General features: G+C 64.2%; 20 protein-coding genes. 15 read left to right on the forward strand and 5 right to left on the reverse strand.

Translation table 11 applies throughout. The annotated features are described in order from the left end of the window. Window positions 1-2: 2 nt before the first annotated feature. Entirely contained in the window at window positions 3-209 is a 207-nt protein-coding gene (locus KVP70_RS24310) for a zinc-finger domain-containing protein (RefSeq protein ID WP_117014229.1), read from the reverse strand. A gap of 137 nt (window positions 210-346) precedes the next feature. Here KVP70_RS24310 and KVP70_RS24315 point away from each other — a divergent pair, with 137 nt between their 5' ends. The 12 genes from KVP70_RS24315 (at window position 347) to KVP70_RS24370 (ending at window position 13326) form a co-directional block, all read left to right on the forward strand. Beyond that, window positions 347-1093, forward strand: a complete 747-nt coding sequence (locus KVP70_RS24315) for an AzlC family ABC transporter permease (RefSeq protein WP_217945011.1) — start codon at window positions 347-349, stop codon at window positions 1091-1093. Beyond that, window positions 1086-1415, forward strand: coding sequence for an AzlD domain-containing protein (locus KVP70_RS24320; protein WP_217945012.1), 330 nt, complete (start codon window positions 1086-1088; stop codon window positions 1413-1415). Before KVP70_RS24315 ends, KVP70_RS24320 begins: the two co-directional genes overlap by 8 nt. Window positions 1416-1483: 68 nt before the next feature. Continuing rightward, window positions 1484-2701: a phosphoglycerate kinase gene (locus tag KVP70_RS24325; protein WP_304515528.1), complete on the forward strand. Its 1218-nt coding sequence runs from the start codon at window positions 1484-1486 to the stop codon at window positions 2699-2701. Between the two features lie 193 nt (window positions 2702-2894). Next, window positions 2895-4346, forward strand: a complete 1452-nt coding sequence (pyk, locus tag KVP70_RS24330) for a pyruvate kinase (protein WP_217945013.1) — start codon at window positions 2895-2897, stop codon at window positions 4344-4346. A 78-nt stretch (window positions 4347-4424) separates the two neighbouring features. Next, window positions 4425-5489, forward strand: coding sequence for a class II fructose-bisphosphate aldolase (gene fba, locus KVP70_RS24335; RefSeq protein ID WP_217945014.1), 1065 nt, complete (start codon window positions 4425-4427; stop codon window positions 5487-5489). Window positions 5490-5610: 121 nt separating this feature from the next. After that, window positions 5611-6504, forward strand: a complete 894-nt coding sequence (locus KVP70_RS24340; RefSeq protein ID WP_217945015.1) for a phosphoribosylaminoimidazolesuccinocarboxamide synthase — start codon at window positions 5611-5613, stop codon at window positions 6502-6504. 1 nt (window position 6505) lies between these two features. Further along, window positions 6506-7006, forward strand: coding sequence for a 5-(carboxyamino)imidazole ribonucleotide mutase (purE, locus tag KVP70_RS24345; RefSeq protein WP_217945016.1), 501 nt, complete (start codon window positions 6506-6508; stop codon window positions 7004-7006). Next, complete coding sequence (locus KVP70_RS24350) at window positions 7006-8211, forward strand: 5-(carboxyamino)imidazole ribonucleotide synthase (protein WP_217945017.1); 1206 nt, start codon at window positions 7006-7008, stop codon at window positions 8209-8211. The genes purE and KVP70_RS24350 overlap by 1 nt, the downstream gene beginning before the upstream one ends. Further along, the gene (locus KVP70_RS24355; RefSeq protein ID WP_217945018.1) at window positions 8208-9278 is read left to right on the forward strand and encodes an L-threonylcarbamoyladenylate synthase; all 1071 of its coding nucleotides are present in this window, start codon (window positions 8208-8210) and stop codon (window positions 9276-9278) included. The genes KVP70_RS24350 and KVP70_RS24355 overlap by 4 nt, the downstream gene beginning before the upstream one ends. A 145-nt stretch (window positions 9279-9423) precedes the next feature. After that, window positions 9424-10965: an alpha/beta hydrolase family protein gene (locus tag KVP70_RS24360; protein WP_217945019.1), complete on the forward strand. Its 1542-nt coding sequence runs from the start codon at window positions 9424-9426 to the stop codon at window positions 10963-10965. Window positions 10966-11148: 183 nt separating this feature from the next. Next, window positions 11149-12570: an SGNH/GDSL hydrolase family protein gene (locus tag KVP70_RS24365; protein ID WP_217945020.1), complete on the forward strand. Its 1422-nt coding sequence runs from the start codon at window positions 11149-11151 to the stop codon at window positions 12568-12570. 75 nt (window positions 12571-12645) lie between these two features. Then, on the forward strand, window positions 12646-13326 hold the full coding sequence (locus tag KVP70_RS24370; protein ID WP_217945021.1) for an OmpW/AlkL family protein: 681 nt from the start codon (window positions 12646-12648) through the stop codon (window positions 13324-13326). A gap of 89 nt (window positions 13327-13415) precedes the next feature. Here the strand turns inward: KVP70_RS24370 and KVP70_RS24375 are convergent, their stop codons facing one another. The 4 genes from KVP70_RS24375 to KVP70_RS24390 form a co-directional block, all read right to left on the reverse strand. Then, a complete protein-coding gene (locus KVP70_RS24375) occupies window positions 13416-14600 on the reverse strand; it encodes an acyl-CoA dehydrogenase (RefSeq protein WP_217945022.1) in 1185 nt (394 codons plus the stop codon). 95 nt (window positions 14601-14695) lie between these two features. Then, a complete protein-coding gene (locus KVP70_RS24380; RefSeq protein WP_217945023.1) occupies window positions 14696-15199 on the reverse strand; it encodes a flavin reductase family protein in 504 nt (167 codons plus the stop codon). A 154-nt stretch (window positions 15200-15353) separates the two neighbouring features. Beyond that, entirely contained in the window at window positions 15354-15665 is a 312-nt protein-coding gene (locus KVP70_RS24385) for a hypothetical protein (RefSeq protein ID WP_217945024.1), read from the reverse strand. 15 nt (window positions 15666-15680) lie between these two features. Next, entirely contained in the window at window positions 15681-16250 is a 570-nt protein-coding gene (locus KVP70_RS24390) for a hypothetical protein (RefSeq protein ID WP_217945025.1), read from the reverse strand. Between the two features lie 213 nt (window positions 16251-16463). Between KVP70_RS24390 and msrA the strand changes: the two genes are divergently transcribed. Genes msrA through KVP70_RS24405 form a run of 3 tightly spaced genes read left to right on the forward strand, consistent with a single transcriptional unit; the run spans window position 16464 to window position 19710 of the window. Beyond that, on the forward strand, window positions 16464-17015 hold the full coding sequence (gene msrA / locus KVP70_RS24395) for a peptide-methionine (S)-S-oxide reductase MsrA (protein WP_217945026.1): 552 nt from the start codon (window positions 16464-16466) through the stop codon (window positions 17013-17015). A gap of 18 nt (window positions 17016-17033) precedes the next feature. After that, entirely contained in the window at window positions 17034-18092 is a 1059-nt protein-coding gene (locus KVP70_RS24400; protein WP_217945027.1) for an HD domain-containing phosphohydrolase, read from the forward strand. Window positions 18093-18099: 7 nt separating this feature from the next. After that, window positions 18100-19710 carry a PAS domain-containing hybrid sensor histidine kinase/response regulator gene (locus tag KVP70_RS24405; RefSeq protein WP_229225059.1) on the forward strand — a complete coding sequence of 537 codons (1611 nt, stop codon included), beginning with the start codon at window positions 18100-18102 and terminating at the stop codon, window positions 19708-19710. Window positions 19711-19774 lie beyond the last annotated feature (64 nt).

Genomic DNA, 19774 nt, shown 5'->3' on the forward strand with positions numbered 1-19774 from the left:
TATCAGTGGTGACCGACGACGGTGCCCGGCTTCAGGCGATAGGCGGTGCCGCAGTACGGGCACTTGGCGATGCCGTCGTGGTTGAACTCCAGGAATACGCGCGGGTGGGACGACCACAGCGGCATGGCCGGGTTAGGGCAGTGGGCCGGCAAGTCCTTGCCCTCGAGCTCAACTGCGTTGGTGGCGGCGGACGTGTGGGCGTTGGTCATATTCGTGTGCTCCGTAAGGCTGAGGAAAACCACGATTTTAACGGATTCGCGCATTGAGCAAAAATCATCGGTAAAATAGCGCCTCTACAACCCCGGTGCGGCCTGCTATGTGGCGGGAATGCCACACGACCACGCACATGACCGAATTGAGCAGCGCACCTCCCCAGCCCTACGTCGCCGAGCACCACGAACCCTCGTGGCGCGAAGGCCTCAAGACCGGCACTCCCACCTTGTTCGGCATCGGCGCCTGGGGCCTGGTGGTGGGCATCGCCATGGTCAAAAGCGGGCTGACGGTGCCGCAGGCGCTGGGCATGACCTTGCTGGTGTTCGCCGGATCGGCCCAGCTGGCGGCCTTGCCGCTGATCGCCTCGCACTCGCCGATCTGGGTCATCTTCGCCACCGCCTTCGTGGTCAACCTGCGCTTTGTCATCTTCTCGGCCCTGCTGGCGCCGCATTTCGCCCAGCTGCCGTGGCGCAAGCGCTTCGTGCTCGGCTACGTGGCCGGCGACATGACGGTGGCCCTGTTCCTGCACAAATACCCCAGCGAGGCGCCGCAGGTGGGCAAGCTGTCCTACCTGAAAGGCCTGCTGTACCCGAACTGGGGCGCCTGGCAGGTCGGCTCGATCGCCGGCATCTTCCTCGGCAGCGCCGTGCCGGCCGAATGGGGGCTGGGCTTTGCCGGCACCCTGGCCATCATCTGCGTGATGATCCCGCTGATGGTGGGCCGTCCCGCGCTGTGCGGCGTGCTGGTGGCCGGCGCGGTGTCGGTGCTGGCGGCCGGCCTGCCGTACAAGCTGGGCCTGCTGCTGGCCGTGCTGGTCGGCATGCTTACCTCGATGGCGATCGAAGAGGGCGTCGAAAAATGGAGAAAAACCCATGGCTGATTGGGAAGTCTGGATCATCATCGGCGTGCTGGCGCTGGCCACCGCCGCCACCCGCAGCTCGTTCTGGCTGATCGGCCAGCACATCACCATCCCCAAGCGGGTGCAGGAAATGCTGCGCTTTGCGCCGGCCTGCGCACTGGCGGCCATCGTCGCGCCGGACCTGATCATGGTCAACAGCCAGCCGCTGCTCGATTTGAGCAACCTCAAACTGGTATCAGGCATCGTGGCGACGATCTTTTATTTGCTGCGACGCAATATGTTGCAGACAATTGTGTTCGGCATGGCCTTTTACACGGCTTTGCGGCTGATGCATGTATTTTAATTACCAATAAATCACGCCATCCTTGCGGTAAAATAGCGCTCTTTCTTCAACTCGACCTTTGGGTAACCATGTCCGCTGTTTTGAACTTCCTCCGTCTGCAAGATCTCATCGCCCAGAACGCGCTGCAAGGCAAGCGCGTCTTCATCCGCGCCGACTTGAACGTGCCGCAGGATGATAGCGGCAATATCACCGAAGATACGCGCATCCGCGCGTCCGTACCGGCTATCAAGGCTGCCGCGGCCGCCGGCGCCAAGGTCATGGTCACGTCCCACCTGGGCCGCCCGACCGAAGGCGAGTTCAAGCCGGAAGACAGCCTGGCGCCGGTCGCCGCGCGCCTGGCCGAGCTGCTGGGCCAGCCGGTCGAGCTGAAACAGAACTGGGTTGACGGCGCTGGCCTGGAATCCCTGCAAGCCGGCCAAGTGGTATTGCTGGAAAACGTGCGCGTCAACCAGGGCGAAAAGAAGAACAGCGACGAACTGGCGCGGAAAATGGCCGCTTTGTGCGACATCTACGTCAACGACGCTTTCGGCACCGCGCACCGCGCGGAAGCTTCGACGCACGGCATCGCCAAGTTCGCGCCGGTCGCCTGCGCCGGCCCGCTGCTGGCCGCCGAGCTGGACGCGCTGGGCAAGGCGCTGGGCGCCCCGGCCCGTCCGCTGCTGGCCATCGTGGCCGGTTCCAAGGTCTCGTCCAAGCTGTCGATCCTGAAGGCGCTGGCCGACAAGGTCGACAACCTGATCGTCGGCGGCGGCATCGCCAACACCTTCATGAAGGCCGTCGGCCTGAACATCGGCAAGTCGCTGGTGGAAAACGAGCTGGTCGAGGAAGCCAAGGCCATCATCGAGATCATGGCCCAGCGCGGCGCGCAGGTGCCGATCCCGGTCGATGTCGTCTGCGCCAAGGAGTTCTCGCCGACCGCCGTCGCCACCGTCAAGGATGTGGCTGACGTGGCCGACGACGACATGATCCTGGACATCGGCCCGAAAACCGCCGCCATCCTGGCCGCCCAGATCGGCGCCGCCGGCACCATCGTCTGGAACGGCCCGGTCGGCGTGTTCGAGTTCGACCAGTTCGGCGAAGGCACCAAGACGCTGGCGCTGGCCATCGCCAACTCGAAGGCGTTCTCGATCGCCGGCGGCGGCGACACGCTGGCCGCCATCGCCAAGTACAACATCACCGAGCAAATCGGCTACATCTCGACCGGCGGCGGCGCCTTCCTGGAGTTCCTGGAAGGTAAGACCCTGCCGGCGGTGGAGATTTTGACGCAGCGTGCTGCGGCGCAGTAAAAATAGTGGGTATAAAAGCACGGTCGTGCGGTGTAGCAAGTTAACAGTAAAATCCAGTTAATGCCTGATTAAGGTGTGAAATTTGTAGCTTTGCTACAAATTTTAGCCCTTAGCAACACAAACAGCGCAGCTTTTCCGGGTCTCCGCCGCCTTTGCGGAGACTGTTCGCATGACCCAACGCTCAAGGAATACTATGTCCCGTGGTACCAAAATTGTTGCAACGATCGGCCCAGCCTCCACAGACTTCAACGTCCTGGTCAAAATGATACGTGCGGGCGTTGATGTCGTGCGCCTGAACTTCTCGCATGGCAAGGCCCAGGATCATATCGACCGCGCGCGCCTGGTGCGCGAAGCGGCGGCCGAATGCGGCCGCGAAGTGGCGATCATGGCCGACATGCAGGGTCCTAAAATCCGCGTCGGCAAGTTTGAAAATGGTAAGATTGACCTGGTGAACGGCGATAAATTCATCCTGGACGCAAAATGGGGTGAAAACGGCGAGCTGGGCAACCAGGATCGCGTCGGCCTGGACTACAAGGCGCTGCCGCAGGATTTGCGCGCCGACGACAAGCTGTTGCTGAATGACGGCCTGATCGTGCTGGTGGTCGACAGGATCGTCGGCCATGAGATTTACACCACCGTGAAAATCGGTGGCGAACTGTCCAACAACAAGGGCATCAACCGCCAGGGCGGCGGCTTGACCGCGCCGGCGCTGACCGCCAAGGACATGGAAGACATCAAGACGGCGATGAGTTTCCAGTGCGATTACCTGGCGATCTCGTTCCCGAAAAGCGCGACCGACATGGAAATGGCGCGCCAGCTGGCCAATATCGCCGGCGAGCCGTACGGCCACAAGCCGCTGATGATCGCCAAGATCGAGCGCGCCGAAGCGATCCCTGTGCTGCAGGAGATCCTCGACGCTTCCGACGGCATCATGGTGGCGCGTGGCGACCTGGCGGTGGAAGTGGGCAACGCGGCGGTGCCGGCGCTGCAGAAGCGCATGATCCGCATGGCGCGCGAGTCGAACAAGCTGGCGATCACCGCGACCCAGATGATGGAGTCGATGATCTTCAACGCCGTGCCGACCCGCGCCGAAGTGTCGGACGTGGCCAACGCGGTGCTGGATGGCACGGATGCGGTGATGACCTCGGCGGAAACCGCCTCGGGCCGCTATCCGATTGAAACGGTGGAAATGATGGCCGCCATTTGCGTGGAAGCCGAGCAGTCCGAGTACAACAAGCTCGACGCCGACTTCCTCAATGCGACCTTCACCCGGATCGACCAGTCGATCGCCTATGCCGCGCTGTTCACCGCGCACCATCTGGCGGTGAAGGCCATTGTGGCGCTGACCGAGTCCGGCTCGACCGCGTTGTGGATGAGCCGTCACAACATCGATACGCCGATCTTCGCGCTGACGCCGAGTGTGACGACCCAGCGCAAGGTGGCGCTGTACCGCAACGTGAAGGCCTACAATCTGCTGCAGAAGGCCGGCAGCGCGGAAGTGTTGAAACAGGCCGAGGATCTGCTGGTCGAGAACGGCATCGCCAAGAAGGGTGACATGATCGTCGTCACCTGGGGCGAGCCGATGGGCCAGGTCGGCGGCACCAATGCGCTGAAGATCGTCAAGGTTGGAGAATTTACCAAGTAAGTCCGGCAGCACCGCCCTCGCGGAACGAGGGTGGTATCGCTCCGGCAACCAGGTTTTTTTATTGTTTGGAGTATTACCATGTCCCTCGTATCCATGCGTCAACTGCTGGACCACGCCGCTGAAAACGGCTATGGCATCCCTGCATTCAACGTCAACAATCTGGAGCAAGTGCAGGCCATCATGGCCGCGGCCGACGCCCTGAACAGCCCGGTCATCATGCAAGCTTCGGCCGGCGCCCGCAAATATGCAGGCGAAGCCTTCCTGCGCCACCTGATCGACGCCGCCGTCGAAGCCTACCCGCACATCCCGGTCGTCATGCACCAGGACCACGGCCAGTCGCCGGCGGTCTGCATGGGCGCGATCCGCTCCGGCTTCACCTCGGTGATGATGGACGGCTCGCTGGAAGCGGACGGCAAGTCGGTCGCCTCCTACGACTACAACGTCGAAGTGTCGCGCGAAGTGGTCAAGTTCTCGCACGCCATCGGCGTCACGGTGGAAGCCGAACTGGGCGTGCTCGGTTCGCTGGAAACCATGAAGGGCGACAAGGAAGACGGCCACGGCGCCGAAGGCACCATGACCCGCGAAATGCTGCTGACCGACGTGGCCCAGGCCGCCGACTTCGTGCAGCGCACCCAGTGCGACGCGCTGGCGATCGCCATCGGCACCTCGCACGGCGCCTACAAGTTCACCCGCAAGCCGACCGGCGACATCCTGGCCATCGACCGCATCAAGGAAATCCACGCCCGCATCCCCAACACCCACCTGGTGATGCACGGTTCGTCGTCGGTGCCGCAGGAACTGCTGGCCATCATCCGCGAATTCGGCGGCGACATGAAGGAAACCTACGGCGTGCCGGTCGAAGAGATCCAGGAAGGCATCCGTCACGGCGTGCGCAAGATTAACATCGACACCGACATCCGCCTGGCGATGACCGCGGCCACCCGCAAGTTCCTGTTCGAGAACCCGTCGAAGTTCGACCCGCGCGACTTCCTCAAGCCAGCCCGCGCCGCCGCCGAGCTGATCGTGCGCGCCCGCTTCCAGGCCTTCGGCTGCGAAGGCCAGGCGGCTAAGATCAAGGTCATCCCGATGGAAAAAATGGCCGAGCGCTACAAGGCCGGCGAGCTGTCGCAGATTGTGAAGTAAAATTCTGTTTTGGAACGGACTGATTCTTTCGGGAATCGGTCCAACTCTCTTGACCGGCTAGCAAGGTTTTCCCTGCGCCGGTTTTCGCTTTTCTATACCGCTAGTCTATCCACCTCCCGCTATGAACAGCCTTTACCAGACCTCCATCCACTCCCTGCCACTGCTGGGCCACGGCAAAGTCCGCGACAACTACGCTGTTGGCGACGACAAGATCCTGATCGTCACCACCGACCGCCTGTCGGCGTTCGATGTCGTCATGAACGAGCCTATCCCCGGCAAGGGCATGGTCCTGAACCAGATGAGCGATTTCTGGTTCGAGAAACTCGGCCACATCGTGCCGAACCACCTGACCGGCGTGGCGCCGGAATCGGTGGTCGCCGCCGACGAAGTGGAGCAGGTCAAGGGCCGCGCCGTGGTCGCCAAGCGCCTCAAGCCGATCATGGTCGAGGCGGTGGTGCGCGGCTACATCATCGGTTCCGGCTGGAAGGATTACCAGGACACCGGCAGCGTCTGCGGCATCAAGCTGCCGGCCGGCCTGCAACAGGCCGAGAAACTGCCTGAGCCGCTGTTCACCCCGGCCGCCAAGGCCGACCTGGGCGAGCACGACGAGAACATCAGCTTCGCCGACATGGAAAGCCACATCGGCGCCGAACTGGCCGCCAAGATGCGCGACGTCAGCATCGCCCTGTACAAGGCCGCCGCCGACTACGCCGCCACGCGCGGCATCATCATCGCCGACACCAAGTTCGAATTCGGCCTGGACGACAACGGCGTCATGCACCTGATGGATGAAGTGCTGACCGCCGACTCGTCGCGCTTCTGGCCTGCCGATTCGTACAAACCGGGCATGTCGCCGCCGTCGTTCGATAAGCAGTTCGTGCGCGACTACCTGGAAACCCTGACCTGGGGCAAAACCGCACCGGCGCCGGCCCTGCCTGCCGACGTCATCGACAAGACCCAGGCCAAGTACTTCGAAGCCATCGAGCGCCTGACCGGCCAGAAGCTGAAGGCATAACATGGCAGATCAGAACAAGCCACTGGTCGGCGTCATCATGGGTTCGTCGTCGGACTGGGACGTGATGCAGAACGCGGTCGCCATCCTCAAGCAGTTCGGCGTGCCGTTTGAAGCGCAAGTCATATCCGCCCACCGCATGCCGGACGAGATGTACGCCTACGCCAAGAGCGCCCGCGCGCGCGGCTTGCGCGCCATCATCGCCGGCGCCGGCGGCGCCGCCCACCTGCCTGGCATGGTGGCGGCGATGACCATCGTGCCGGTGCTGGGCGTGCCGGTGCCGTCCAAGTACCTGCGCGGCGAGGATTCACTGCTGTCCATCGTGCAGATGCCCAAGGGCGTGCCGGTGGCCACCTTCGCCATCGGCGAAGCCGGCGCCGCCAACGCCGCGCTGACGGCGGTCGCCATGATCGCCGCCAACGACGACGCGCTGGCCGACCAGCTGGAAGCCTTCCGCATCACGCAAACCGACGCCGCCAAGGCCATGACTTTACCGCTGGAATAATGAGTAAATTGTTTACACCGCAGTTGTCACCCCTGCTGCCAGCCGCCAATCCGCCAGCCTGGCTGGGTGTGATGGGCGGCGGCCAGCTCGGCCGCATGTTCGCCCAGGCCGCGCAAGGCATGGGCTACCAGGTGGCCGTGCTGGAACCGGCGGCCGATTGTCCCGCCGGGCAGGTCGCCCAGCGCCTGGTTGAAGCCGGCTACGGCGACGCCGCCGGCCTCGACGCGCTGGCCGCGCAATGCCTGGCCGTCACCACCGAATTCGAGAATGTGCCGGCCGACAGCCTGTCGCGCCTGGCGCAGCAAGTGTTCGTCGCGCCGAACGCGCACGGCGTGTCGGTGGCGCAGGACCGCATCGCCGAGAAACGCTTCTTCGTCGATTGCGCGCCCAGGTCGGGCGTGATGCCGGCGCCGCACAAGGTGATCGCCTCGCATGCAGACATCGACGCCATCGGCGACGATCTGCTGCCGGGCATCCTGAAGACGGTGCGCATGGGTTACGACGGCAAGGGCCAGGTGCGCGTGCGCAGCCGCGAGGACGTGCGCGCCGCCTTCGACAGCATGGACGGCGTCACCTGCCTGCTGGAGAAGATGCTGCCGCTGGCCTACGAGGTCTCGGTGCTGACCGCCCGTGGCGCCGACGGCGAATCGGTGGTCTATCCGATCGCCGAGAACGTCCACCGCGACGGCATCCTGTTCACCACCACCGTGCCGGGCCCGAACGTGTGCGACGCCAGCGCGAAGATCGCGCAGCAGGCGGCGCAAGCCATCGTTGCCGAGCTTGGTTATGTCGGCGTGCTGTGCATCGAGTTCTTCGTGCTCACCGACGGCAGCCTGGTGGTCAACGAGATGGCGCCGCGTCCGCACAACAGCGGCCACTACACGATGGACGCCTGCGTCACCAGCCAGTTCGCGCAGCAGGTGCGGGCGATGGCGCGGCTGCCGCTGGGCGACGTGCGCCAGCATTCGCCGGCCGTGATGCTCAACCTCCTCGGCGACGTCTGGTTCACCGACGACAGCGACGCCACGCGCGAACCAGCCTGGGACCAGGTGCTGGCGCTGCCGGGCGCCTGCCTGCACCTGTACGGCAAGGACGATCCGCGCCGCGCCCGCAAGATGGGTCACCTGACCTTCATCGCGTCGACCCTGGCGCAAGCGCAGCAGCAGCTCAACGCCGCCTGCGCCATCCTCGGTATCGCGCCGTGAAGCAGCAGGCCGCAACGGTAGCCGATCACAGCGCCATCGCGGCGGCGGCGGCGATCCTGGAGGAGGGCGGCCTGGTCGCCTTCCCCACCGAGACCGTCTACGGCCTGGGCGCCGACGCCGAGAACCCGGCGGCCGTGGCCCGCATCTACCAAGCCAAGGGCCGGCCCAACGACCATCCGGTGATCGTGCACGTCGCCCCCGGCGCCGCGCTCGACTACTGGGTCACCGACATCCCGCCGGAAGCGCGCCAGCTGGTCGACGCCTTCTGGCCGGGACCGCTGACCCTGATCCTGAAACGCGCCAGCCACATTCCCGACGCCGTCTCCGGCGGCCAGGACACGGTCGGCATCCGCTGCCCGTCGCATCCGGTCGCGATCGCCTTGCTGAGCGCCTTCAAGGGCGGCAAGGGCGGCGTGGCGGCGCCGTCGGCCAACAAGTTCGGCAACGTCAGCCCGACCACCGCGCAGCACGTGCGCGACGAGTTCGGCCTGGACGCGCACGACGACGGCGCCACCGACGGCGAAGCCTGCAGCGGCGCGCTGCTGAGCACCGTGCTCGAAGGCGGCGCCAGCCAGGTCGGCATCGAATCGACCATCGTCGACCTGTCGCGCCTGGCCACGCACGGCCCGGTGCTGCTGCGTCCCGGCCACATCAGCGCGCAGCAGATCGCCGACGTCATCGGCGCGCTGCCGGCCGCGCCGGACCAGGCCGCGCCGCGCGCCTCCGGCACGCTGGAATCGCACTACGCGCCGCACACCCCGGTCACCATGCTGGCGCAAGCCGAGCTGACGGCCGTGCTGGCGCAGCTGCAGGCGCGCGGCGTCAAGGTTGCGCTGATCAGCCACGCCTTGCCGGCGCTGCCGCAGTCGCAATGCATGCTGCCGGCCGACCCGGCCGGCTACGCCTACGGCCTGTACGCCGCGCTGCGCGACATGGACCAGACCGGCTCCGACCTGATCCTGGTGGAGAGCCCGCCGCAGGGCGCGCAATGGCTGGGCGTGAACGACCGTCTGCGCCGTTCGGTGTTCGGCTCGGCCGGTATCATCGCGTCATTGTTGAACAATTGAGCTGTGTGGCCATCGCAACAGGGTGGTGCGATGGGATTGCATATCTGCTAAGCTAAAGCGTTGCCGGCCGAAAAAAAAAGCCCGGCAACCTTGACCTATCAGCAGAGGCCGCTCTTGCGCCCTGCACCTTATGCGAGGATGCATCATGTTCAACGCCGCCCGTTTTTCCCTGATTTCCCTCGCCGTCCTGCTGGTCTGTTGCGGCGGCGGCGGTGGTTCGTCCGGCGACCGCACCGGCGGCAATGTGGTGACCCAGCCGCCGGTCCAGCTGCGCGGCGTGCCCATCGGCGGCGCCACGCTGGTGCCGGCCGCCATCGGCGGCGGCGCCATGGCCAGCACCATCGATCCGGCCGTCATGAAGAAGCTGGTCGACGCCTCCGTCACCCTCGGCAGCTCCATGACCGGCACGCCGACCTGCGCCATCACCACCTACACCCTCAAGTACCACACCGTCGATTCGGTGGCGGCCGACACCGACGCCAGCACCGCCATCATCGTGCCGTCCGGCAGCAACGCGGCTTGCCAGGGCGCCCGTCCGGTGATGCTGTACGCGCACGGCACCTCGCCGCGCAAGACCACCGACATGTCCAACCTGTCCGGCACCGAGGCGCTGCTGGTGGCGGCGATGTTCGCGACCCAGGGCTACATCGTGGTGGCGCCGAACTACGCCGGCTATGCTGGCTCGTCGCTGGCCTACCACGCCTACCTGGACGCCGACCAGCAATCGAACGACATGGTCGACGCCTTGCGCGCCGCCCGCAGCGTGTTCGGCAGCATCAGCGCCACCCCCTCCAGCCGGCTGATGGTGAGCGGTTACTCTCAAGGCGGCTTCGTGGCGCTGGCCACCCAGCGCGCGATGCAGCTCAAGTATTCCAACGAGTTCACGGTGACGGCGGCGGCGCCGATGTCCGGCCCGTATGCGCTGCTGCAGTTCGGCGACGGCATCTACGGCGGCGCGCCGACGATGGGTTCCAGCGGCTTCCTGCCGATGCTGATCAACGCCGGCCAGCGCGCCGGCGCCGCCATCTACAACAGCCTGGACGACATTTACGAAGCCAAGTACGCCACCGGCATCGATACGCTGCTGCCGGGCACGCAGGGCCTGGGCGACCTGGTCGCGGCCGGCAAGCTGCCGAACGACGTGCTGTTCGCGCAGGATTCGCTGCCGCAGGCGTCGGGCTACGCGTCCTTCTTCGGCGCCGACCACCTGATGAAGACCAGCTACCGCAACGGCTACCTGGCCGACCTCAAGGCCAACCCCTGCAATGCCAGCCGGGGCGCGCCGCTGGCCTGCTCGCCGGCCCAGCCGCTGCGCAAGTGGCTGCTGAGGAACGACCTGCGCACCTACATTCCGACCGTGCCGCTGTTCCTGTGCGGCGGCAACGAAGACCCGGTGGTACCGTTCGCCAATACCGATTCCACCAACGACTACTTCAGCGCCCGCGGCATGCCCACCAGCCTGCTGACGGTGCTGGACGTGGACGACTCGGCGCTGCTGGTGCCGTATCGCGCCACGCGCGCCGAATTCGCCACCGCCAAGCAGGTGCTGCGCCTTTCCGTGCTGGCCAGCACGGGCTGGCAGGCGGCGGCCGACAAGGCCGTCAACGACGCCTATCACGCCGGCCTGGTGGCGCCATTCTGCCTGCGCGAAGCAAGAAACTTCTTTGATTCCGCACCAAGCCGATGAAATTGATTTGATGTAAGTTGTCTCTATGAAAATACAGCCGAGCAACCGTTCTTTTTAGCCACAAATGCAAGGGGTTTTTATGTGCTCCCCTATACATTCGCGGTTAAGGCTGGCATATTAGTTGGGTTGCGAATAGCACGGCCGTTCGTATCACACTATAAAAAAATTTTTCTAGGAGACAACATGCGTCATACTAAATTTGCTCTCGCGGCAATGACTCTGGCCGTCCTTGCGGGTTGCGGCGGAACCGATCCCAAGCCTGGTGATCAGACCATCAAGAACAAATACAGCAGCCAGGTGTCGTTTGGCGACAGCCTGTCCGACGTCGGCTCCTACGCCGTCGGCACGGTGGCCCTCCTCAAGGGCGGCAAATTTACGATCAACGGCGACAACACCGCCACCGCCTCCACGCTGACCGGCAAGAACTGGACCGAACTGGTCGCCGCCCAGCTGGGCGTGGCGGCCCCGTGCGCGGCCCTCACCGGCCTCGACGGCGACGCCAGCAAAGGTTTCTCTGTACCGCAAGTGGCGCACGCCAACTGCTACGGCTACGCCCAGGGCGGCGCCCGCGTGACCAACCCTGTCGGCCCCGGCAACAAGCTGACCGGCAGCCCGCTGGGCGCGCTGACCGTTCCGGTCACCACCCAGATCGACAACCACCTGAAAGCCGTTGGCGGCAAGTTCAAGGGCGATGAAATGGTGTTCGTCATGGCCGGCGGCAACGACGCGCTGTTCAACCTGTCCAAGCTGAGCGCCGACGCCACGGCGGCCGGCACCGCCGCCGGCGCCAAGGCTGGCGCCGAGGCCGGCGCCGCCGCCTACGTCACCAGCCTGGTCGGCCAGCTGGCCGCCGGCGCCACCAGCCCGCAATCCGCCGCCGCCGCCATCGGCCTGGCAGCGCAAACGGAAGCGGCCCGCAGCGGCAGCACCCAGACCAGCATCACCCAGGTCGCCATCGGCACCGCCGCCGTCCAGCCGGGCAATTCGGCGGTCGGCTCGCCAACCGTCTGGCAGCCGATGGTCGCCAAGGCCACGGCCGACGCCACCGCCGCCGGCACCGCCGCCGGCAACGCCGCCGGCGCCAAGGCCGGGGCGGACTATGCCGCCGCCCACGGTCCGGAGCTGATCACCGCGATGGCCACCGCCGGCGCCGAACTGGCCGCCCTGGTCAAGACCAAGATCATCGCCAACGGCGCCAACTACGTCACCGTCAACAACCTGCCGGACGTGGCCACCACGCCGTCGGGCCGCGCCAAGCCGGAATCGCAGCCGCTGATCAACGCCATGGTGAGCGCCTTCAACGGCGCGCTGAGCACCGGCCTGGCATCGGAGTCCAAAGTGCTGATCGTCGATGTGTTCGCCGTCAGCCACGACCAGGCCACCAATCCCGGCCCATACGGCCTGACCAACGTGGTCGATCCGGCCTGCAACCTGACTGCCCCGACCAATCCGCTGTCCAGCTCGCTGGTGTGCAACGGCGGCAACCTCAAGTCCGGCGACGTCAGCCACTGGTCCTTCGCCGATGAAGTCCACCCGACGCCGTTCAACAACCTGCTGCTGGCCCGCTACGTGGCCGAGAAGCTGGTCGTCAAGGGCTGGCTGTAATTCAGTCGTCGCAGGCAGCCGCCGCCCTCGGGCGGGCGGCTGCCGGACTCACAACACAATAAATCAGGAGACGATATGAAGAACACGGTAAAACTGCTGGCGCTGGCCGCCGCACTGACGGTAGCCTCGGCCGCGTCGGCGCAACAAACCAAGGGCACCTGGCTGGGCACGCTGGGCATCAACAAGATCACGCCGAAGGTCGATTCGGGCGACGTCTCGGCGCCGGCGCTGCCGGGCACCAAGGCCGACGTCGGCTCGGACACCAAGCCGCGCTTCGCGATCGCCTACATGCTGACCGATAACATCGCAGCCGAGGTGGACCTGGGCCTGCCGTACAAGCACGACCTGATCGGCGCCGGTTCCATCCAGGGCACGGGCAAGCTGGGCACGTCGGAAGTGCTGCCGCCGACCGCCTTCATCCAGTACCGCTTCCTGCCGGCCAACTCGATGTTCCGTCCGTATGTGGGCCTGGGCATCACCTATGCGATGTTCCAGAAAGAGACCGGCTCCGGCCAGCTGACCGCGCTGCTCAACACCGGCGGCCCGGGCACCACCTTCAAGCTGGACGACAAGTGGGCCATGAGCTACCAGATCGGCGGCACCGTGAAGATCAACGAGAAATGGTTTGTCGACGCCACCGTCATTAAGACCAAGCTCAAGAGCGTGGTGCACTTCTCGACCGGCCAGACCCAGGACGTGCGCCTGGATCCGCTGGCCGTCAGCGTCAGCATAGGCTACAACTTCAAGGGCTTCTAAGACTTCGAAGGCATAAAAAAAAACCCGCCGGCACTGAGCGCGATCTTGAGCGCGTTCAGGCTGGCGGGGTTTTTTTACGTCTGTCGTAATTACTGGAACGCCTGGATGCCGGTCTGGGCGCGGCCCAGGATCAGCGCGTGGATGTCGTGCGTACCTTCGTAGGTATTGACCACTTCCAGGTTGACCATGTGGCGGATGATGCCGAACTCGTCCGAGATGCCATTACCGCCCAGCATATCGCGCGCGACGCGGGCGATGTCCAGCGACTTGCCGCAGGAATTGCGCTTCATCATCGAGGTGATTTCCACCGCCGCCGTGCCGGCGTCCTTCATGCGGCCCAGCTGCAAACAGCCTTGCAGGCCCAGCGTGATCTCGGTCTGCATGTCGGCCAGCTTCTTCTGCACCAGCTGGTTGGCGGCCAGCGGACGGCCGAACTGGTGACGGTCCAGCACGTACTGGCGCGCGGTGTGCCAGCAATCCTCGGCCGCGCCGAGCGCGCCCCAGGCGATGCCGTAGCGCGCCGAGTTCAGGCAGGTGAACGGACCCTTCAGGCCGCGCACGTCCGGGAAGGCGTTCTCTTCCGGGCAGAACACATTGTCCATCACGATTTCGCCGGTCACCGAAGCGCGCAGGCCGAACTTGCCGTGGATGGCAGGGGCGCTCAGGCCGGCCATGCCTTTTTCCAGCACGAAGCCGCGGATCGCGCCTTCATCGTCCTTGGCCCAGACCACGAACACGTCGGCGACCGGCGAGTTGGTGATCCACATCTTGGCGCCGCTCAGCGAGTAGCCGCCTGGCACCTTCTTGGCGCGGGTGATCATCGAGCCCGGATCGGAACCGTGGTTGGGTTCGGTCAGGCCGAAGCAGCCGATCCACTCGCCGGTGGCCAGTTTCGGCAGGTATTTCTGTTTCTGCTCTTCGGTGCCGAACTCGTAGATCGGCACCATCACCAGCGACGACTGCACGCTCATCATCGAACGGTAGCCGGAATCGATGCGCTCGACTTCGCGCGCGATCAGGCCGTAGGCCACGTAGTTCAGGCCGGGACCGCCGTATTGTTCCGGGATGGTCGGGCCCAGCAGGCCCAGTTCGCCCATTTCGCGGAAGATCGTGGTGTCCATCTTCTCGTGGCGGAAGGCGTCCAGGATGCGCGGGGCCAGTTTGTCCTTGCAATAGGCGGCGGCGGCGTCGCGCACCATGCGCTCGTCGTCGGTCAGTTGCTGGTCCAGCAGCAGGGGATCATCCCAGTGGAATTGGGCGCGGGCTTGGCTCATAGTGGTCTCTCATTATGAAAATTGGTGAAGGCTGCCCGCATTCTATGCCGCGGCCACCGGAACGGCTTTTCAAATGGCGACACTAATTTCCGTTTTTAGCCCAGGCTGCCGAACTGGCCGCTGTGGAAAATCAGCGGCGGGGAGGGGGAGAATTCGCACAGCTCGACCTCGCCGACGAAAATCACATGGTCGCCTTCCGGGTAGCGGCTGCGGTTGTGGCATTCGAACCAGGCCGAGGCGCCCTTGAGGATGGGCTGGCCGGTGCGCGACAGCTCGTATTCGGTGTTTTGCCACGGATCGATGCCGCGCGTGGCGAACTGCTTGGCCAGATGCGCCTGGTCGGCCGACAGCACGTTGATGACATAGTGCGAATTGCCGGTGAAGATGGGCATGCTGTTGGCCGTGGTCGCCAGGCTCCACAGCACCAGCGGCGGGTCCAGCGACACCGAATTGAAGGAGCTGGCCGTCAGGCCGCGGAAGCTGCCGTCCGCCAGCCGGGTGGTGATGACGGTGACGCCGGTGGCGAACTGGCCCAGCGCCTGGCGAAAATGGCTGGTATCGAAGGGGCGCTGGTCGGCGCGGGGAGAGCGAGTGTGCATGGTGGACCTGTGACTTTTCAGCCATTATGCCAAAGTTTACCGTGCGATAGCGTATTGCCTTGGTTTGCACGACAGCGAGCCGCCGAATATTTATCCACGAGACGGCGTCATGACTACCCAGTCCGTGCCAGACACGCATCTGGCCGGCGGCTCCTTAAGGCGATTTTTTATAGCTCGCTACACTATCGTTATAGTTGTTCTTTAGTCGTTTGAGTAGAGTCGGATTGTTCTTGTATTTCTCTTTTAGAATGTCAAATTGACTCCTAGCTCCCCCGCAATATTTGTCAATGTCTTTCCGTATCTGCTCTTTCTCTTCGTTGGGAAGTTCTCCGTCGTATTCGCCCCCTAAATGCTCACAGGCACCAGCGTTGTAAATAAATTTCTTTACATCTTGAGGTGAATTTTCGACAGGGAAAGCTAGCGAAGAAGTGAGGGCTAGAGGAAAAAATAAGTATCGAATTCGCATATCAATCTCCTTGATCTAACGACCATTGTTTGACCAATGTGGAAAATCTCGCCCAGGTCCATTGTATTTTTTCACGCCATAAGTCCTCGCAACGTCTATCAATTGCTTGTTCATGCCGGTCCTCGGCAACGTATTGATTTTCACTATGGCGCCGCTCGCGTCCTTGATTTCGACTGTTTTTCCCCAGGAGATATTCATATCGATGGCAAGCCCTGCATTGTGTTGAGAGCGGAGGGCCGGTTTTGTCTGTAGTGTTTGTATGTCTAAAGCCGAAGTCATGTCCCTTGCAGCTTTTACGGATTCTTCTTTTGTACCGTGATCCCAGTTTATGTTCACTCCCTGCATTGAAGGAACTTTTTTCGGATCATATCCTTTTTTTGCAATTCTATAAGAATAGTGCATGAGATATGATCGCTTCGTCGGTCTAAAAGTGGCATTGATTTTTACTTTAATTCCCGCCTCTTCCATTGCATAAATAAAGGCGTCCACAGCAAGACGAAAATTCCCCGATAAGTCTTTTGTGTCTGCACTTCCGGGAAATTTCCTAGCCCATTGTCTTCCGCTTAGTTCCAAGTCCTGATCCATTTTTCAAGCTCCCGTTGGTTGCGCAGAGAACTACAAATTACAGCCGGCCAAGGTATTTTGGTTTGATGAAAAATAACGAGATCGTCTGTTTTTGATCCTGCCTCATGGCGAGTCGGGTTTGTCACGGCCTCTGCGCCGACGTCGAATGCAGGTGCACGCGCTGCTGGTTTGCGTTACAGTGAACCCATGGGCATTCTTCTACGCGAGGGAGTCATGACTAGTCAGTCCGCGCCGGGCACGGCGCTCGAAACGGCTTATCTGGGCGGCGGCTGCTTCTGGTGCACCGAGGCGGTGTTTGCGCGCGTCAAGGGCGTTGTCCATGTCGAGTCCGGCTATACCGGCGGCCACCAGCCCGATCCCACCTACGAGCAGATCTGCGCCGGCGACACCGGCCACGCCGAAGTGGTGAAATTGCAATTTGATCCGTCCGTCATCGGTTTTCGCGACCTGCTGGAAATCTTCTTCACCATCCACGACCCGACCACGCTAAACCGCCAGGGCAACGACGTCGGCACCCAGTACCGCTCGGTGATCTTCTACCAGTCGCCGCAACAGGAAGCCACGGCGCGCCAGGTGATCGCGCAGATGGCCGGGGTCTGGGACGCGCCCATCGTCACCGAACTGGCGCCGGCCTCCACCTACTATCCGGCCGAGGCCTATCATCAGGATTACTTCAGCCAGCATCCGCTGCAAAGCTATTGCGCCTTCGTGGTGGCGCCCAAGGTCGCCAAGTTCAAGAGCACCTACGCGCATCGCTTAAAATAAAACAACAAGGGGAGTTGCATGAAGGTGGTGCTGGTCGACGATACCCATATCAACCTGGTGCTGATGTCGCGCCTGGTCGATAAACTGAAAGACGTGAACACCATCAGCTTCCAGTCGGCGCGCGAGGCGCTGACCTGGTGCAACAGCCATCCCTACGACCTGCTGATCGTCGACTACATGATGCCGGACCTGAACGGCCTGGAGCTGATCGCCCGGCTGGAAGCCCCGCCCGACCAGCGCCCGCCGGTGCTGATGGTCACCGCCAGCGTCGACGTCGACGTGCGCCACCGCGCGCTGGAAAACGGCGCCAGCGATTTCCTCATCAAGCCGATCGACAAGGTCGAGTTCCTGGCCCGCACCCGCAACATGCTGGCGCTGCGCAGCGCCACGCTGAGCCTGCAGCACCGCGCCAGCTGGCTGGCCGAGGAAGTGGCCAAGGCCACCGCCGAGCTGCGCGCGCGCGAGCAGGAAACCATCATGCTGCTGTGCCGCGCCTCCGAATACCGCGACCCCGAAACCGGCGCCCACATCCAGCGCATGGCGCACTACTCGCGCCTGATCGCCGAGCAGCTGGGCCAGTCCGAGGAACAGCAGCAGGACGTGCTGAACGCCGCCCCCATGCACGACATCGGCAAGGTCGGCACGCCCGACCACATCCTGCTCAAGCCCGGCCGACTGAACCCGGAAGAGATGACCGTCATGCGCCAGCACGCCGGGATCGGCTACAACATCCTCAAGGATTGCCAGGCACGCATGCTCAAGCTGGCGGCCGAGATCGCGCTGACCCACCACGAGCGCTACGACGGCCAGGGCTATCCGCGCGGCCTGGCGGGCGAGGCGATCCCGCTGGTGGGCCGCATCGTCGCCGTGGCCGACGTGTTCGACGCGCTGACCAGCGTGCGGCCGTACAAACAAGCCTGGAGCATGGAGGACGCGCGCCAGCACCTGCTGGACAACTGCTCCAGCCATTTCGATCCGCGCTGCGTGGAGGCGCTGTTGCAGCGCTGGGACGACGTGCAGGCCATCCGCGCCCGCTTCCGCGACGAGCATGGCGGCGCCGCCGCGCTGACGGCCTGACGCGGCCATGGACCAGGACCGCCACGTCGCCCTGATACGGCAAGCGCTGGCCGCGCATCCTGCCGCCGACGCCCAGGAACTGGCGCGCCTGCTGGAACCGCAACTGGCCGCGCTGGCCGATCTGGAAGCGGAAGTGCACCAGCTGCGCTCGGCCAACGCGCTGCTGCGCAAGGAGAACCGCCAGCAGCGCGGCAACGTCGGCACCTGGCGCGACAAGCGCACCGCGCGCCTGGCCGGCCTGCAGCGCGACCTGCACGCCGACCTGCAGGCGCAATTGCGGGCGCCGTCCGAAGACCAGGCCGCCCGCGACCAGCAGGAACTGACCGAGCAGATCCTCGACCAGCTGCCCATCCCCATCTTCCTCAAGGACCGCGACGGCCGCTTCCTGCGCTTCAACAGTCGCTTCGAGGAATTCACCCAGCGCTCGCGGGCGGAAATCCTCGGCCGCACGGTCGACGAATTCGCCACGCCGCGCTGGGCCGCCACCACCCACGAGGAAGACGCGCTGGCCTGGTCGTCCGGCCGCATGGTCACCACCGAGCGCCGCATGGCCACCTTCGATCCGCCGCTCGACGTGCTGGTCAGCCGCAAGGTCATCAACAGCGGCGGGCTGTCCTACATGCTGGGCTACTTCATCGACATCAGCGAACAGCGCGCGGCCCGCGCGGCCATGCAGCACGCGGTCGAATCGGCCGAGGCGGCCAGTCGCGCCAAGAGCGAATTCCTGGCCAATATGAGCCACGAGATCCGCACGCCGATGAACGGCATCCTCGGCATGACCGAGCTGGTGTTGGAGTCCGACATCGACGCCGACCAGCGCGCCGACCTGATGTTGGTGCAAGCCTCGGCCGACGCGCTGCTGCACATCGTCGACGACATCCTGGATTTCTCCAAGATCGAAGCGGGCAAGCTCGACATCGAGGAAGTGCCGTTCGACCTGCGCCAGCTGGTCGGCGACACGCTGCGCGCCATGAGCCTGCGGGCGCGGCAGAAAGGGCTGGCGCTGGCGGCCGAGATTCCGCCGCAGCTGCCGCGCATCCTGAAGGGCGATCCGGGCCGCCTGCGGCAGGTGCTGCTCAACCTGGTGGGCAACGCCATCAAGTTCACCGGCGAGGGCGGGGTGACGGTGCAACTGGCTATCGCCGCCGAGCACGACGACCGCAGCGAGGTCGTGTTCGCCGTGCGCGACACCGGCATCGGCGTGCCGCCGGAAAAGCAGCACATGATCTTCGAAGCCTTCGCCCAGGTCGACGGCTCGACCACGCGCGAGTACGGCGGCACCGGCCTGGGACTGGCGATCTGCCGCCGGCTGGTGATCCTGATGCAGGGCCGGATCGAAGTCCACAGCGCGCCGGGGCAGGGCAGTGTGTTCAGCTTCACCGTGCCCCTGCTGCACACCGGCGTGGCGCAGGCCGCGCCGCTGCCGCCGCTGGCCGTGCTGGCGCCGGGACAAAACCTGAACCGCAGCGCCCACGACGGCGGCCTGCTGGTGGGCGTGGGCGATCTTGCGCCGGCGCCCGCGCGCGGCGGCTTGCGCGTGCTGCTGGCCGAGGACTGCGGTGGTCAAGTAATTTCGGACACAACGATAGGTTCACGTGCTGCCATTTTCCGTTCGTAGACGGCGGGTGACAGATTTCCCAATGCTGAATTGATGCGCTTGCAGTTATAGAAGCCGACGATGT

The organism is Duganella violaceipulchra (assembly GCF_019166075.1).
GTDB classification, from domain to species: Bacteria; Pseudomonadota; Gammaproteobacteria; order Burkholderiales; family Burkholderiaceae_D; genus Rugamonas; species Rugamonas violaceipulchra.